Annotated in this window: 15 protein-coding genes; 13 read left to right on the top strand and 2 right to left on the bottom strand. The window is 60.4% G+C overall.

Going from position 1 to position 13,807, the window contains the following annotated elements:
- Window positions 1-17: 17 nt before the first annotated feature.
- On the bottom strand, window positions 18-1,553 hold the full coding sequence (locus PAF20_RS14230) for a VOC family protein (protein ID WP_271071263.1): 1,536 nt from the start codon (window positions 1,551-1,553) through the stop codon (window positions 18-20).
- A 209-nt stretch (window positions 1,554-1,762) separates the two neighbouring features.
- Here PAF20_RS14230 and PAF20_RS14225 point away from each other — a divergent pair, with 209 nt between their 5' ends.
- A complete protein-coding gene (locus PAF20_RS14225; RefSeq protein ID WP_271071262.1) occupies window positions 1,763-2,530 on the top strand; it encodes an SDR family NAD(P)-dependent oxidoreductase in 768 nt (255 codons plus the stop codon).
- A 76-nt stretch (window positions 2,531-2,606) separates the two neighbouring features.
- The gene (gene maiA / locus PAF20_RS14220) at window positions 2,607-3,245 is read left to right on the top strand and encodes a maleylacetoacetate isomerase (RefSeq protein ID WP_271071261.1); all 639 of its coding nucleotides are present in this window, start codon (window positions 2,607-2,609) and stop codon (window positions 3,243-3,245) included.
- 23 nt (window positions 3,246-3,268) lie between these two features.
- Here the strand turns inward: maiA and pcaQ are convergent, their stop codons facing one another.
- Window positions 3,269-4,183 (bottom strand): pca operon transcription factor PcaQ, encoded by a 915-nt coding sequence (pcaQ, locus tag PAF20_RS14215; RefSeq protein ID WP_271071260.1) that lies wholly within the window; start codon window positions 4,181-4,183, stop codon window positions 3,269-3,271.
- A 95-nt stretch (window positions 4,184-4,278) separates the two neighbouring features.
- Here pcaQ and pobA point away from each other — a divergent pair, with 95 nt between their 5' ends.
- Genes pobA through PAF20_RS14160 form a run of 11 tightly spaced genes read left to right on the top strand, consistent with a single transcriptional unit; the run spans window position 4,279 to window position 13,805 of the window.
- Complete coding sequence (pobA, locus tag PAF20_RS14210; protein ID WP_271071259.1) at window positions 4,279-5,448, top strand: 4-hydroxybenzoate 3-monooxygenase; 1,170 nt, start codon at window positions 4,279-4,281, stop codon at window positions 5,446-5,448.
- Window positions 5,448-6,236, top strand: a complete 789-nt coding sequence (gene pcaD, locus PAF20_RS14205; RefSeq protein WP_271071258.1) for a 3-oxoadipate enol-lactonase — start codon at window positions 5,448-5,450, stop codon at window positions 6,234-6,236. The genes pobA and pcaD overlap by 1 nt, the downstream gene beginning before the upstream one ends.
- Window positions 6,229-6,609 carry a 4-carboxymuconolactone decarboxylase gene (gene pcaC / locus PAF20_RS14200; protein ID WP_271071257.1) on the top strand — a complete coding sequence of 127 codons (381 nt, stop codon included), beginning with the start codon at window positions 6,229-6,231 and terminating at the stop codon, window positions 6,607-6,609. Before pcaD ends, pcaC begins: the two co-directional genes overlap by 8 nt.
- Window positions 6,606-7,328, top strand: a complete 723-nt coding sequence (gene pcaH / locus PAF20_RS14195; protein WP_271071256.1) for a protocatechuate 3,4-dioxygenase subunit beta — start codon at window positions 6,606-6,608, stop codon at window positions 7,326-7,328. Before pcaC ends, pcaH begins: the two co-directional genes overlap by 4 nt.
- Window position 7,329: 1 nt before the next feature.
- Window positions 7,330-8,022 carry a protocatechuate 3,4-dioxygenase subunit alpha gene (locus PAF20_RS14190; RefSeq protein WP_271071255.1) on the top strand — a complete coding sequence of 231 codons (693 nt, stop codon included), beginning with the start codon at window positions 7,330-7,332 and terminating at the stop codon, window positions 8,020-8,022.
- Entirely contained in the window at window positions 8,015-8,854 is an 840-nt protein-coding gene (locus tag PAF20_RS14185) for a 3-oxoadipate:acetyl-CoA acetyltransferase (RefSeq protein WP_271071254.1), read from the top strand. The genes PAF20_RS14190 and PAF20_RS14185 overlap by 8 nt, the downstream gene beginning before the upstream one ends.
- Window position 8,855: 1 nt before the next feature.
- Window positions 8,856-10,172 (top strand): class-II fumarase/aspartase family protein, encoded by a 1,317-nt coding sequence (locus PAF20_RS14180; RefSeq protein ID WP_271071253.1) that lies wholly within the window; start codon window positions 8,856-8,858, stop codon window positions 10,170-10,172.
- On the top strand, window positions 10,169-11,191 hold the full coding sequence (locus PAF20_RS14175) for a TRAP transporter substrate-binding protein (protein WP_271071252.1): 1,023 nt from the start codon (window positions 10,169-10,171) through the stop codon (window positions 11,189-11,191). The genes PAF20_RS14180 and PAF20_RS14175 overlap by 4 nt, the downstream gene beginning before the upstream one ends.
- Before the next feature lie 2 nt (window positions 11,192-11,193).
- A complete protein-coding gene (locus PAF20_RS14170) occupies window positions 11,194-11,730 on the top strand; it encodes a TRAP transporter small permease (protein ID WP_271071251.1) in 537 nt (178 codons plus the stop codon).
- Entirely contained in the window at window positions 11,727-13,046 is a 1,320-nt protein-coding gene (locus PAF20_RS14165) for a TRAP transporter large permease (protein ID WP_271071250.1), read from the top strand. Before PAF20_RS14170 ends, PAF20_RS14165 begins: the two co-directional genes overlap by 4 nt.
- 24 nt (window positions 13,047-13,070) lie before the next feature.
- Window positions 13,071-13,805, top strand: a complete 735-nt coding sequence (locus PAF20_RS14160) for a sulfite exporter TauE/SafE family protein (protein ID WP_271071249.1) — start codon at window positions 13,071-13,073, stop codon at window positions 13,803-13,805.
- Window positions 13,806-13,807 lie beyond the last annotated feature (2 nt).

Genomic DNA, 13,807 nt, shown 5'->3' with positions numbered 1-13,807 from the left:
AGTGTCGACGGTGCGTCTCAGGCACCTTCCGTCAGGCGTTCCAGCCATTCCCTGCTGACTTCGATATCGGCGGGCGCAAGTTCGTGGCCCGCCTCGATAAGGCGCGCGTCAAGATCGGCCCCGCCTTTCTTCAGAGCATCTTCCAAAGCGGGTGCCATACGGCTGAACGGGTCGCGCGTGCCGGTGAGCATCAGCACCTGCGTATCCGACGCCGCGCTTTCCGGCGCAGCTTCCAGTGCCTGCACGGCGCGAAGAAGGATGGCACGCCGGATTGTGCCGGGGTGAATCTGGATCACGGCGCCCAGCAGGTTTGCACCGTTGGAGTAGCCAAGGAAGGTAAGCTTCGATGCCTCAAGCCCGTATCCTTTGATGGCACCTTCGACAAAGGCCACGAAAGCGGCAGATTCGGCCGCAATATCCGCCTGATCATAGGTGACCGCATCAAAGCGGCGGAACCAGCGGTTGATTCCTTCTTCTGTCGAGCGGCCGCGCACGCCAAGCAACGTCGCGCGGGGGTTCAGTTTGGCCGCAAGCGGCATCAGGTCCGTTTCATCGCCCCCGGTTCCGTGCAGCAGGATGATGACGCTGCCATCCGGATCTTTGGGGTGGTGGAAGCGGTGGGTGAAGGGCAGGTCTCTCATGGGGATCCTTTCCTCGCCAGGAAGGGCGAATTGCGGCAGCATTATTTTCAGATCAGCGGCGCGGCTCGATTCAGACGGTGGTACCATCAGCGTCTGACCAAGCTGCGCCATGGGTTCATCAACAGTAAAGCCGGGCGCATCGGTGGCGTATTCGAACAGCGTTCCGGCGGGTTCGCGGACATAAAGCGACAGGAAGTATTTCCGGTCGTGGACATTCGTCAGCCCGTCGCTATCGCGAAGATCCAGCCGCATCTGGCGCACGGCATCCACATCCGGCGCCCTGAAGGCGACGTGATCGAAGATGGACGTTCCCGGAATGCCGGGGAAGTAGCCACGCGCATCGCGAATATCGACGGCATCTGTATCCGACTGCATCCGGTGGCTGTTGCCCTCTGTCCTTTCACTGCGATAGCCGAAGCGGGCCGTGAATGCCGCCGTCTCTTCCGGATTGTCGGTCAGGATCGTGACGGCGCGGATGCGGGTCGGCGCGATTGGGTCCGGCAGGGCCGAGGCGGCGGGCATATCCAGCCCAACCAGCTTGACGATGATGCCGTCGGGATCTTTCAGCCGCAGCACCGTCTCACCGAATTCGCGCAATGGCCCCTCGACCGGGATATGAGCGCTCATCGCACGTTGCAGCCAGTCGCCGATGCTGTGGGGCGGGACCGCGAATGCGATTTCGCTGACCTGACCCAAGCCGGTGCGGCCGGGGGATCCAGCTTCCCAGACAAGGAAGCTGACAATGCTGCCCGGGCTGCCAGAGCTATCGCCGTAGAAAAGGTGAAGCTGTTCGGCATCTTCATAGCCGCCGGTCTGCTTCACAATGCGCAGACCCAGAAACCCGGCATAGAAATCCACATTGTCCTGCACACGGCGGGTGATCCCAGTGACGTGATGTATGCCTGTGGTCATGATGTGTCCTAACCATTGAATGCGCCGATGCGGCGCCTTGCGTTGAACGAAGTCATTCACCCGCCGGAAGTCAATCTTGCCCGGTCGAACGCGGTGTTTCGCCGACGGGAACGCTGGCGCAGGTCTTTACCTCCATCTCCGCCGCTGGTGGACCTCGCACTTGTCCTGGCTATGCTGCTAAGACGCAGTCGGCGTTTGGGGGGATATTCATGAAGATCGACAAACAGATAGCGTTAGTGACCGGCGCGGGAAGCGGCCTGGGCGAAGCGACGGCGCGGCGGCTGGCGGGGCACGGCGCAAGGGTGGCTGTGTTGGATCGCAGCCTTGATGCCGCACAGGCCGTGGCGGATGACATCGGCGGGCTGGCCCTGGGCGCGGATGTGACCGATCAAAACGCCGTTGAGGCCGCATTCGCCCAGGTAGAAGCAAAGCTGGGTGCGGCACCACGCATCGCGGTGAACTGCGCGGGCGTGGCGACCGCTGGGCGCATCCTTCCGCGCGACGGCGACCTGCCGATTGATGCGTTTGAAAAGACGGTGAAGATCAACCTGATCGGCACCTATATCGTCATGTCCTACGCGGCGCGTGGCATGGCCGCGCAAGAGCCGCTGGATGCTGATGGTGGGCGCGGGGTCGTGATCAACACGGCGTCCATCGCCTATCAGGACGGCCAGATCGGCCAGTCGGCCTATGCCGCGTCAAAGGGCGGTGTCGCCTCTATGACATTGCCAGCGGCGCGGGAACTGGCGCGGGTTGGCATTCGCGTGATGACCATCGCGCCGGGGTTGTTCGAAACCGCGATGGCCGCCGGTCTGACCCCCGATTTCAAGAAATCGCTGGAAGCCAGCCTTCCCTTTCCCTCGCGCATGGGTCGCCCGGATGAATTCGCGATGCTGGTCCAGCAGATCGTCGAGAACCCGGTCCTGAATGGAGAGGTCATTCGCCTCGACAATGCCGTTCGAATGGCGCCGAAGTGAAGTCGGGGATGATGCGCAGGGTTTGTAAATCTTGGTTGGGCCGCTATCGGGTCCATAGTCAAAAAAGGTCTGATCAATGAAATTCTACGGTTATTTCCGCTCGTCCTCGGCATATCGCTGCCGCATCGCGTTCAACCTGAAGGGCGTTCAGCCAGAGACGGTTTTCGTGAACTTGCGCGAAGGGCTGCAAAAGTCAGATGATTTCCGCAGCCTGAACCCGCAAGGGCTGGTGCCCGCGCTAGAGGTTGATGGAAACGTCCTTAGCCAATCCCTGGCCATGATCGAGTGGCTTGACGAAACCAATCCCGCACCGCCGCTGCTACCCGGCACTGCAATTGAGCGCGCACATATCCGCGCCTTTGCCCAGATCATCGCGTGTGAAGTGCATCCGCTGCAGAATTTGCGCGTGCTGAACTATATCAAGCAGAACCACGGTCAGGATCAGGCCGGTGCCGATGGATGGTGCCAGCATTGGATTGCCGAAGGCCTGGCCGCGTGTGAAGCGATTGCTGCCGCGCAATCACATGGCGGGGGCTTTGTTTTCGGCGATTCTCCGAGCCTTGCCGATATATGCCTCGCCCCTCAGCTTTTTTCGGCGGACCGCTTTGGGCTGGATACGGCACCCTATGGACGGCTGAACGAAATACGCGCCACCTGCGAAGCGATGCCGGCATTTAAGGATGCGCACCCATCCAGACAGCCTGATGCCATCTGATACGGCGACGAAAACAGGAACATTTACGCCAGACCAAGCCTTTCCACCCCGGCGCGTGCGGCTTGCGCAAATGCCCTCATCTGTGGCGTTTCCCGGTCGGCGTCGCGTCGCATCAGGCCCACCGGCCCTTCGGTGCCGCGCGTGCTGAAGGGCAGGCGAAGCAGTCGCCCCTCGGCAATCTCATTTCCAACCACACCAGAGGAAATCACCCAGATCGCATCGCTTTGCGCAGTATAGGCGCGGCCAAATGCGCCAGAGACGGTCTCGATCCGGTGCGGCGGAATCGGCACGCCTTCCGCGATCAGCAATTGCTCGACAAACGGTCGGATCGCGGCCCAGGGCGGGGGAAAGATAACGGTGAACTCAGCCAGCCGCGACAATGACGGAGAATCAAGCACCGGGTGCCCCGGTCGCACCACGAAGACCACCTCATCCAGATAAAGTTGGGCAAAACTGAGCCCCCGCATTGTATCGGGCGCACCCAAGCGACCCAGAACAAGGTCAAGCGTTCCGGCGCGAAGCTGATCCGTCAGATGTTCGTGGGACCCATCGGCGATTGTAAGCTGAAAATCCTGCGAAGAGCCTTCCAGCATCGCCACCACGCCGGGAAGCAGCCGCGCCGATACGGATGGCAATGCGCCGACATGCAGGCGCGGGATGGAAAGCCGCTGCCGTGCAGACGCCGCTTCCAGCCCACGCGCCAGCGACCCAAGCCCAGCCTGTGCGAAATCGAACAGCGCTTCGCCCTGTGCGGTCAGGCTGACGCCGCCACGCCCGCGCGTCAGCAGGCGGCTGCCCAATATCTCCTCCAGCTCAGCCAGCGTCCGCGAGATGGCGGGCTGCGTCAGATTAAGTCGTTCTGCCGCACGCTTAAGGCTTTGCTGCCGCGTGATCTCTACGAAGGCTTCGATATGTCTCAGCTTGATGCGTCGATCCATTACTTACCTGATTTGGTAATTATAAATCACATAATCTCATTTTTCATGCCGATTTCCATATGCAATTTTGAAGCTGTTGGGGTTGGAGGTCCGATATGCGCACTCAGGTCGTGATCATTGGCGGGGGCCCGTCCGGGTTGCTTCTGGGCCAGTTGCTGCACCGGCAGGGGATCGACGCGGTCGTGCTGGAGCGCAAGACGCGCGAATATGTGCTTGGCCGTATCCGCGCGGGCGTGCTGGAAACAGGACTTGTCCGCCTGATGGAAGAGGCGGGCGTTGCAACCCGCCTGCATCAGGAAGGCTATGTGCATGACGGAACCCAGATCGCCTTTGGTGGCGAAATGTTCCACGTCGATTTCAAGGCGCTGACCGGCACGCCGGTGATTGTCTACGGCCAGACCGAGGTGACGCGGGATCTTTATGACGCGCGTGAAGCCGCAGGTGCACAGACGGAGTTCGAGGTGGATCATGTCGTGATCCACGACGCAGATACCGATGCGCCCCATGTGACCTACGAGCAGAACGGACAGGAAAAGCGCATCGACTGCGATTTTGTCGCTGGCTGCGATGGTTTCCACGGTGTCAGCCGCAATACCATCCCGCTGAATGTGCGGCGGGAATATGAAAAGACCTATCCTTTCGGTTGGCTGGGTATTCTTTCCGAAACACCACCTGTTCATGAAGAACTGGTCTACGCCAATTCTGAGCGCGGCTTCGCGTTGTGTTCCATGCGAAATGAAAACCTGTCGCGCTATTATATTCAATGTGCGCTGTCAGATCATGTCGAGGACTGGACGGATACAGCGTTCTGGAGTGAGTTGCGCAACCGTATACCACAGGAAATCGCAGATCGTCTGGTCACGGGACCCAGCATCGAAAAATCCATCGCGCCCTTGCGCAGTTTCGTGACAGAGCCGATGCGTTGGGGTCGCCTGTTCCTGTGCGGCGACGCCGCCCATATCGTGCCGCCAACCGGCGCGAAGGGCCTGAATACTGCGGCAAGCGATGTGCACTACCTCTACCACGGACTCGCTCAGTTCTATCAGGACAAGGACAGCGAAGGGATTGACCGCTATTCCGAAAAGGCGTTGCTTCGGGTCTGGAAGGCAGAGCGCTTCAGCTGGTGGTTCAGCGGATTGCTGCACCGCTATCCGGATATGAGCGAGTTTGATCTGAAGATGCAGGCCGCCGACATCGCATTCCTGCGCGACAACGAGGCGCAGCAGCGCGCATTCGCCGAAAACTATGTGGGGTTACCGTACTGATGCTGACAATCGACACGAACGGGATCGGGTTGCATTATACTGATCATGGACCGCGGGATGGCAAAGCGGTGGTCTTTTCCAACTCCCTCGGCACGGATTTGCGGCTCTGGGACGCGTTGCTGCCACTGCTGCCGGATGGCCTGCGTCTGGTGCGATACGACAAGCGCGGTCACGGGCTGAGCGCCGCTCCCACCGGTCCCTATACGGTCGAGCAACTGGCCGATGATGCCGCCGGGTTGATCGAGGGGTTGGGGCTGAAGGATGTGGTTTTTGTCGGGCTGTCCATCGGCGGGCTGATCGGGCAAAGCCTTGCGTTGCGGCGTCCGGATTTGCTGAAGTCGCTTGTCGTCTCTAACAGCGCGGCAAAAATCGGCACGGATCAGATGTGGAATGACCGGGTGGACGCGATCCGCGAGGGCGGCTTGTCCGTCGTCGCGGCACCGACGATGGAACGCTGGTTCTCGCCTGAATTCCGCGCCACGCCAGAGCTTGCGCTGTGGCAGCGCATGTTGGAACGCCAGCCCGCCGATGGCTATATCGCCTGCTGTCAGGCAATCGCGGGGGCCGATCTTCGCAAGGATGTTCCGGCGCTGTCTCTGCCCGTGCAGATGATTGCGGGTGGCCTGGACGGTTCCACGCCGCCGGAACTTGTTCAGGCGTCGGGCAAGCTGATCCCCGGTGCGCGCTACGCAGAAATCGACGGTGCTGGCCACCTGCCCTGCGTCGAGGCGGCACCCGAATATGCACGAATCCTAAGCGCATTCCTGCAAGAGGTCGGCCATGTCTGAGCGCTATGACATCGGCATGAAGGTCCGCCGAGAGGTCTTGGGCGATACCCATGTCGACCGGGCCGAGGCCGATAGGACCGAGTTCGACGATGCCTTTCAGACCCTGATTACCGAAGGCGCCTGGGGCAATGTGTGGGCGTCAGATGGGATAAGCCGCCGCGAAAGGTCAATGCTGACGCTGGCGCTGCTGGCCGCGACTGGAAACTTCGAAGAAATTCCCATGCATATTCGTGCCACCTCGCGGACCGGGGCAAGCAAGCGCGACGTGCTTGAAGCGTTCCAGCACGTCGCGATTTATGCAGGGGTCCCACGCGCGAACCATGCACTGAAACTGGCAAAGCAAACCTACGCCGAGATGGAGGGTAGCCAATGAAGCCGGCAGAGTATTATCAGCGCGACCGCACCCGTCAGCCTCCGGCACATACGCCTGATTACAAGACCTCGGTTGCACGCAGCCCGCGATATAGCATGATTTCGCTGCAGCAATCCGTTTCAGAAATTACTGGCCCGGTCTTTGGCCACAACGATATAGACCCGATCGACAATGACCTGATCAAGAATTACGCCAAGGATCAGGACCCGGTCGGCGAACGCATCATCGTTCATGGTCGTGTGCTGGACGAAAATGCCCGGCCGGTGACGAATACGCTGGTCGAAATATGGCAGGCGAATGCCTCGGGCCGTTATCGGCACAAGAAGGACACTTATCTGGGTGCGCTTGACCCGAACTTCGGCGGCTGCGGGCGGACGATCACGGATGAGAACGGCTATTACTACTTCCGCACCATCAAGCCCGGCGCCTATCCGTGGCGGAACTGGGTGAATAACTGGCGACCGGCGCATATCCATGTCTCTGTCTTTGGCTCCAGCTTCAGCCAGCGGCTGATTACGCAGCTTTATTTCGAAGGCGACCCGCTGATTCCGCTTTGCCCGATTGTGGCAACCATCCCGGACCCCGACGCCATCGAACAGTTGATCGCGCGGCTGGACATGAACGCCTCTGTTCCGCTGGATTGTATCGCCTACAAGTTCGACATCGTCCTGCGCGGACGGCGATCCACCCTGTTCGAGAACCGGCTGGAGGGGAACTGAGATGAAGCAGCAGCTTGACTATCTGAAAGAAACGCCCTCGCAAACCGCAGGACCTTACGTCCATATCGGCCTTGCGCCGGGGGCCGCGGGTTTTGATATTTACCGCGAAGAACTGGGTCATGACATTGCCGGACCGAATGCAAAGGGTGAACGCATTCGGGTCGAAGGTGTGGTGATCGACGGCATGGGCAGTCCGGTCAAGGACGTGCTGCTTGAGGCTTGGCAGGCAAACTCCGAAGGGATCTATGCCCATCCAGAAGGCGGTGGCGAGGTTGAGGATGGCTTTCGTGGCTGGGGCCGGATCATCACCGATTTCGAAACCGGGGAATGGGGTTTTGACACGGTGAAGCCCGGCAAGGTGCGTCCGCGCGTCAAGCTGGGCTCGGGCGTGTCCGAAAAAGTCGCGGCAAGCAATCCCGACTGGCAGGGCCGGATGGAAAGCCACGCGCCAATGGCTCCGCATATCAGCCTTTGGATCGTTTCGCGTGGCATCAATATCGGCCTTAACACGCGCATGTATTTTGCCGATGAGGAACAGGCCAATGTTGAAGACCCTGTCCTCAACCTGATCGAATGGGAAAACCGCCGCGCCACGCTACTTGCAAAACGGCAAGGGGAGCGCGACGGTGTCCCCCTCTATCGGTTCGAAATCCGCCTGCAAGGCGACAATGAGACGGTCTTCTTCGATGTCTGAGAATAAACCCTGTATCATATGCGTGGCCATTACCGGCTCACTCCCAACCAAGGAAAACAACCCTGCCGTGCCAATCATCGTGGCCGAGCAAGTAGAATCCGTTCAGGAATCCTTCGAGGCGGGGGCTACCATCGCGCATTGCCATGTCCGCGACGATGAAGGCAAGCCAACCAGCGACCCCGAGCGCTTTGCGGCGCTGAAAGAGGGGATCGAAAAGCACTGTCCGGGCATGATCGTCCAGCTTTCGACGGGCGGGCGTTCCGGGGCCGGCAATGCACGCGGCGGTATGCTGCCGTTGTCACCGGATATGGCCAGCTTGTCGGTGGGATCGAACAATTTCCCGACGCGGGTTTATGAAAACCCGCCGGATCTGGTCGAGTGGCTGGCCTCTGAAATGCTGAAATACGATGTGAAGCCAGAGATCGAGGCCTTCGATCTGTCCCATATCCTGCAAGCAGCAGCGATGCATAAGGCGGGGCAGATCAAGGATACGCCATATGTCCAGTTCGTCATGGGTGTGAAGAATGCAATGCCGGTCGACCGCGACGTGTTCGATTACTACATTCACACCGTAAAGCGTCTGTTCGGCGATGATGTCGCATGGTGCGCCGCAGGCATTGGCCGCAATCAGATCGTTCTGAATGAATGGGCGATTTCCGCAGGCGGCCACGCACGTACCGGGCTGGAGGATAACGTCCGACTGGACAAGGACAAACTGGCCCCTTCAAATGCGGCACTTGTGGCGCGCGCGGTGGAGCTTTGCGAAAAATACGAAAGGCCCGTCGCCAGCTATCAACAGGCCCGGCAGATACTTGGGCTAAGGGCTGCCTGATATGGTAACTGCCCTGTTCGCTGAACTGCTTGGCGACGCTGAAATGGCGTCGCTGCTGTCGGACGAGGCCACCCTTGCCGCCATGTTGCGGGCAGAGGCAGCCTTGTCGCGCGCTCAGGGCCAGCTTGGCATCATCCCTGACGGGGCCGCTAAGGCAATCGTCCGCGCGGCAGAGGAGCTGCGCCCCGATCCGGCCAGTCTTGCACCCGGCGTTGCCCGCGCGGGCATAGCGGCGCAACCTGTCGTCGTTGCGCTGAAACAGGCAGCGGGCGAGCACGCGGGATGGGTGCATTTCGGCGCGACATCTCAGGATATCGTGGATACGGGTCTGGCAATCCAGCTTTCGCAGGCGCTTGCCTTGTTGCGTTCGCGCCTTGATGGGGTGGATCGCGCTTTGGGCGCCAAGACTCGTGAATATGCGGGGCTGCCCATGCCTGCACATACCCGCTTTCAGATTGCCGCGCCGACCACCTTTGGTGCGAAAATCGCCGTCTGGCGGGCACCGCTTGCACGTCAGCTTCTGCGGCTGGATGAGATGCTTCCCCGCGTGCTGAACGTGTCGCTATATGGCGCTGCCGGGACGTCAGCCGCCCTTGGTCAGCAGGCAGGCGCGCTTCGTCAGGCTATGGCGGAAGAACTTGAACTGGGTGCGCCGGATGTGCCGTGGCACAGCACGCGCGACATGATCGCCGAACTCGGCGGCTGGCTGTCGATGACCACGGGTGCATTGGGCAAGATAGGTGCCGATCTGGTGCTTCTGGGCCAGTCCGAACTGGGCGAGGTCACGGCTGGCATGGGTGGCGGCTCATCGACCATGCCACAGAAATCGAACCCGGTCGCGGCTGAAACGCTGGTGACCCTGGCGCGGCTGAATGCGGGTGCGGTCGGCACGCTGCATCAGGCCATGGTTCATGCGTATGAACGTGACGGCTCTGCCTTGGAAATTGAATGGGCGGTGCTGCCCGATATGCTGGAACGCGCTGCGGCCTGCCTGCGGATCGGGCTTGATCTGGCGCAGAGCTTGCGGGCCAATCCTGAGCGCATCGCCGCCAGCTTCACCGCCGACCGTGGCATGATGATGGCAGAGGCTGCGGGCTTTGTCGTTGCTGGCACGATGCCGCGTACGGACGCTATGAAGGTCGTCGGCAAGGCGCTTACCGCCATGCAGAACGATGGCAAGCTGACACTGGCCGAAGCACTGGCATCGCTGGTGCCGGGACATGACTGGGCGACAATTCTGACGCCTGAGCGGAATATCGGCGAGGCAGAGCGCATCGCCGGACATTACGGGAACAAACTTAGGGAGGAAATGAAATGAAAAGATTTATTATCTCAGGCATCGTGGCCCTTGGCGTCGCCACGCCAGTCGCCGCGCAAGAGGTGACCATCCGCGTGCATCACTTCCTGTCGGCAGACGCACCCATGCACAAAGATGTGCTGATGCCGTGGGAAACCATGGTGGAAGAGGCGTCCGGCGGTCGCATTGACGTGCAGCTTTACCCCTCGATGCAGCTTGGCGGCAAACCACCCCAGCTATACGACCAGGCACGCGACGGCATCGTAGACGTGTCCTGGACACTGCTTGGTTATACGCCCGGTCGCTTCCCTGTCTCTGAGGTGTTCGAGCTGCCCTTCATGTCGACCACGGCAACCGCGACAACCAATGCCCTTCAGGAATTTCAGGCCAAATATCTGGGGGACGAGCTGAAGGACGTGCATCCCCTGCTGATCCATGCGCCCTCGGCCTACAAGTTTCACATGGCAGACCAGCAGGTCGCCTCGCTGGAGGATCTGGCCGGGCTGAAGATCCGCGCACCGTCGCGGGTCATGACCGACGGGCTGAATGCGCTTGGCGCAACGGCGGTGGGGATGCCGGTGCCGGAAGTGGCGCAGTCGCTGAGCACCGGCGTGATCGACGGGGCCGTCATCCCGTGGGAGGTTGTCGGTTCTCTGCGGATCGAGGATGTGACCCAGGGCCATACCGAACTTGGTACGGAAAACGGCGGCATAGCGGGCTCTGTCATGGCGCTTGTGATGAACAAGGCGAAATATGACGGGCTGCCGGACGATCTGAAACAGGTGATCGACGACAATTCCGGCGCCGCGCTTGCCGCCATTGCGGGCCCTGCATTCGACAATGCCGAGGAGGTCGAGCGGCAGAAATATGTCGATGCCGGTGCGACCATTACCGTTATCCCGGAAGACCAGCTTGGCCCGTGGCGCGAGGCGTCGCAGCCCGTCGTTGACGCATGGGTCGAGGCTATGGATTCCGCTGGACATGACGGCCAGGCAATGCTGGACGACGCCCGCGCCATGCTGGAAGCAGGGGCGCAGTAAAAATGACGGGGGTGCCGGATAACCAAACCGAACTGCTGACAGAACAGCCCAATAAGGTTCCTGTGCCGGGTTGGCTGGTTACGCTGTGTCGCTGGTTGGCGGGTTTTGGCGGGCTGGTTCTGCTGGCGATCATGTTCATGACCGTCGCCAGCGTGGTAAAGCGCGGTGTGTTCGGCGCCCCCATTCCTGGCGACTACGAAATGGTAGAGATGGGCTCTGCTGTGCTCATCGCCTGTTTCCTGCCATGGTGTCAGGTCTCCGGCGGGAATGTGCTGGTCGATTTCTTCACCATGAAGGCGGGGGACAGGGTGAATCATTTCCTCGAAGCCATCGGTGATCTGATTTACCTGTTGATCGGTTTGCTGATCCTGTGGCGTATGTGGCATGGCGTGGTGGAGTTCCGCAGCTATGGCGAACAATCCATGGTCCTGCGCGCGCCGGTCTGGATCAGTGCGGCGCTCATGCTGCCTGCCTTCGTCGTTCTTGCGATCACCACCTTCTTCACCATGATCGGACATCTGAAAGAGGCACGGGCATGACGGGCATTGCCGCCGGACTAACGGGTTTCGCCGCGCTTCTGGTGCTCATGGCATTCCGCGTGCCGATTGCGGTTGCGATGCTGGCGACGGGGGTTTCGGGCTATTGGCTGATGAACGGCACGATGCCGTTGCTGGCTTACCTCAAGACCAACACATATTATCAGTTCTCCAGCTATTCGCTTTCGGTGATCCCGCTGTTTGTGCTGATGGGAGAATTTGCGACCCATGCCGGGATGAGCCGTGCCTTGTATCGCGCGGCTGCCGCCTTCCTTGGCCATCGCCGGGGTGGGCTGGCTATGGCGACCATTGGGGGCAGCGCCGCATTTGGTGCGATCTGCGGATCTTCGCTGGCCACCGCGGCCACGATGGGACAGGTCGCGCTGCCAGAGATGCGGCGCTACGGCTATTCCGGGGCGCTGTCGACGGGCTCAGTCGCGGCAGGTGGTACGCTGGGCATCCTGATTCCGCCATCCGTGATTCTGGTACTGTATGCGCTGATGACCGAACAAAGCATTGGCGACATGTTCGTGGCCGCGATGGTGCCGGGTATCCTTGCGGCGCTTGGCTATATGCTTGCCATCGCATGGTTCGTACGCCGTCACCCCGATGCAGGCCCGGCAGCAGAGCGTGCGACCCGCGCCGAAAAGCTGACCGCCATTCGTGAAACATGGTCGATTGCGCTGATTTTCCTGCTGGTAATCGTCGGGATGTATCGCGGCTGGTTCACCCCGACAGAGGCCGCTGCCATCGGTGCATTCGGAACCTTTGTCCTTGCGGTCGTGCACGGCGGGCTGCGCCTGTCCGGTCTGCTCGACTGCCTTCAGGGTGCGGCGCGGACCTCGGCCATGATCTTCCTGATCATGCTGGGGGCAGAGATGTTCAACGCCTTCCTTTCGGCCACCCAGACTCCGATGTTGGCGGCACAGGCGATTGTCGACAGTGGGCTGTCCCCGATGCTTGTCCTGCTGGCAATTCTGCTTCTTTATCTGGCGATGGGCTGCGTCATGGATTCCATGTCCATGCTGCTGCTGACTGTGCCGATCTTCTATCCGATCATCGCGGGTCTGGATTTCGGCATGAGCCGAGAGGATACCTTGATCTGGTTCGGCATTCTTGCCGTGGTCGTGGTAGAGGTGGGGCTGATAACACCACCCGTGGGCATGAATGTCTTCGTCATCAACGGCATGGCGAAGGATGTGACGATGGTCGAAAGCTTCCGCGGCGTGCTGCCCTTCCTTCTCAGCGACTTCATTCGCATTGCCTTCCTGATCACGATGCCCTGGATCTCACTTTTCCTTGTCAGATTGCTGGGCTAGGTCGCGCCAAAAGGACGCCGTTTCATGGTAGAGGCCATGCTGGTCACGATGGTTGCCTTTCTGTTGGGCGGCATCCTGAAAGGTGCCATCGGGGCCGGAACGCCCGTGGTGGTCATACCGATCATGTCGATTTATTTTGATGTTCCTTACGCGGTTGCGGCCTTCGCATTACCTGCATTGGCGTCAAACATCTGGCAGGGCTGGCAATATCGCGGCAGCATCAGCGATACCGGCTTTGTCGTTCGACTGGCCGGTGCTGCAGGCGCGGGCGCATTTGTCGGAACGTTGCTGCTGGCCGCGCTTCCGGCTGAAACGCTGTCGATAATCGTGGCACTGCTGGCGCTGTTCTATGTGGCGTTCCGCCTGATGAAACCCGATTGGGCACTGGATTACGGTCTGGCACGCGCAATCGCGGCGCCGGCAGGCTTCGCTGCCGGGATACTTCAGGGTGCAGCGGGGATTTCGGCACCGATATCGGTGACATATCTGCACGCGATACATATGCCGAGGGAGCGTTTCATTGCGACGATTTCGACCCTTTTCGCTTCCATGGCCATCGTTCAACTGCCGTCGCTTGCTGGCGTCGGCATCATGTCGTGGGAGATTTTTCTGATCAGCATCGTCGCCTGTATCCCGCTGTTTCTGGGAATGCCGATTGGCGCCGCACTGGTCAGGCGGACCGGTGCCAAGGTCTTTGACCGGATGATCATGGCGCTGCTTTTCGTCATTGCGATCATGCTTATCGCTGAATCGGTCTGAGG

Source organism: Paracoccus albus (assembly GCF_027913035.1).
GTDB lineage: Bacteria > Pseudomonadota > Alphaproteobacteria > Rhodobacterales > Rhodobacteraceae > Paracoccus > Paracoccus albus.
This window is presented reverse-complemented; position numbering and strand designations above follow the sequence as displayed.

Excerpts from the sequence above, each read along its gene's own strand:
- PAF20_RS14230 (WP_271071263.1), bottom strand. The coding sequence starts at position 1,553 with ATGACCACAGGCATACATCACGTCACTGGGATCACCCGCCGTGTGCAG.
- PAF20_RS14225 (WP_271071262.1), top strand. The coding sequence starts at position 1,763 with ATGAAGATCGACAAACAGATAGCGTTAGTGACCGGCGCGGGAAGCGGC.
- maiA (WP_271071261.1), top strand. The coding sequence starts at position 2,607 with ATGAAATTCTACGGTTATTTCCGCTCGTCCTCGGCATATCGCTGCCGC.
- pcaQ (WP_271071260.1), bottom strand. The coding sequence starts at position 4,183 with ATGGATCGACGCATCAAGCTGAGACATATCGAAGCCTTCGTAGAGATC.
- pobA (WP_271071259.1), top strand. The coding sequence starts at position 4,279 with ATGCGCACTCAGGTCGTGATCATTGGCGGGGGCCCGTCCGGGTTGCTT.
- pcaD (WP_271071258.1), top strand. The coding sequence starts at position 5,448 with ATGCTGACAATCGACACGAACGGGATCGGGTTGCATTATACTGATCAT.
- pcaC (WP_271071257.1), top strand. The coding sequence starts at position 6,229 with ATGTCTGAGCGCTATGACATCGGCATGAAGGTCCGCCGAGAGGTCTTG.
- pcaH (WP_271071256.1), top strand. The coding sequence starts at position 6,606 with ATGAAGCCGGCAGAGTATTATCAGCGCGACCGCACCCGTCAGCCTCCG.
- PAF20_RS14190 (WP_271071255.1), top strand. The coding sequence starts at position 7,330 with ATGAAGCAGCAGCTTGACTATCTGAAAGAAACGCCCTCGCAAACCGCA.
- PAF20_RS14185 (WP_271071254.1), top strand. The coding sequence starts at position 8,015 with ATGTCTGAGAATAAACCCTGTATCATATGCGTGGCCATTACCGGCTCA.
- PAF20_RS14180 (WP_271071253.1), top strand. The coding sequence starts at position 8,856 with ATGGTAACTGCCCTGTTCGCTGAACTGCTTGGCGACGCTGAAATGGCG.
- PAF20_RS14175 (WP_271071252.1), top strand. The coding sequence starts at position 10,169 with ATGAAAAGATTTATTATCTCAGGCATCGTGGCCCTTGGCGTCGCCACG.
- PAF20_RS14170 (WP_271071251.1), top strand. The coding sequence starts at position 11,194 with ATGACGGGGGTGCCGGATAACCAAACCGAACTGCTGACAGAACAGCCC.
- PAF20_RS14165 (WP_271071250.1), top strand. The coding sequence starts at position 11,727 with ATGACGGGCATTGCCGCCGGACTAACGGGTTTCGCCGCGCTTCTGGTG.
- PAF20_RS14160 (WP_271071249.1), top strand. The coding sequence starts at position 13,071 with ATGGTAGAGGCCATGCTGGTCACGATGGTTGCCTTTCTGTTGGGCGGC.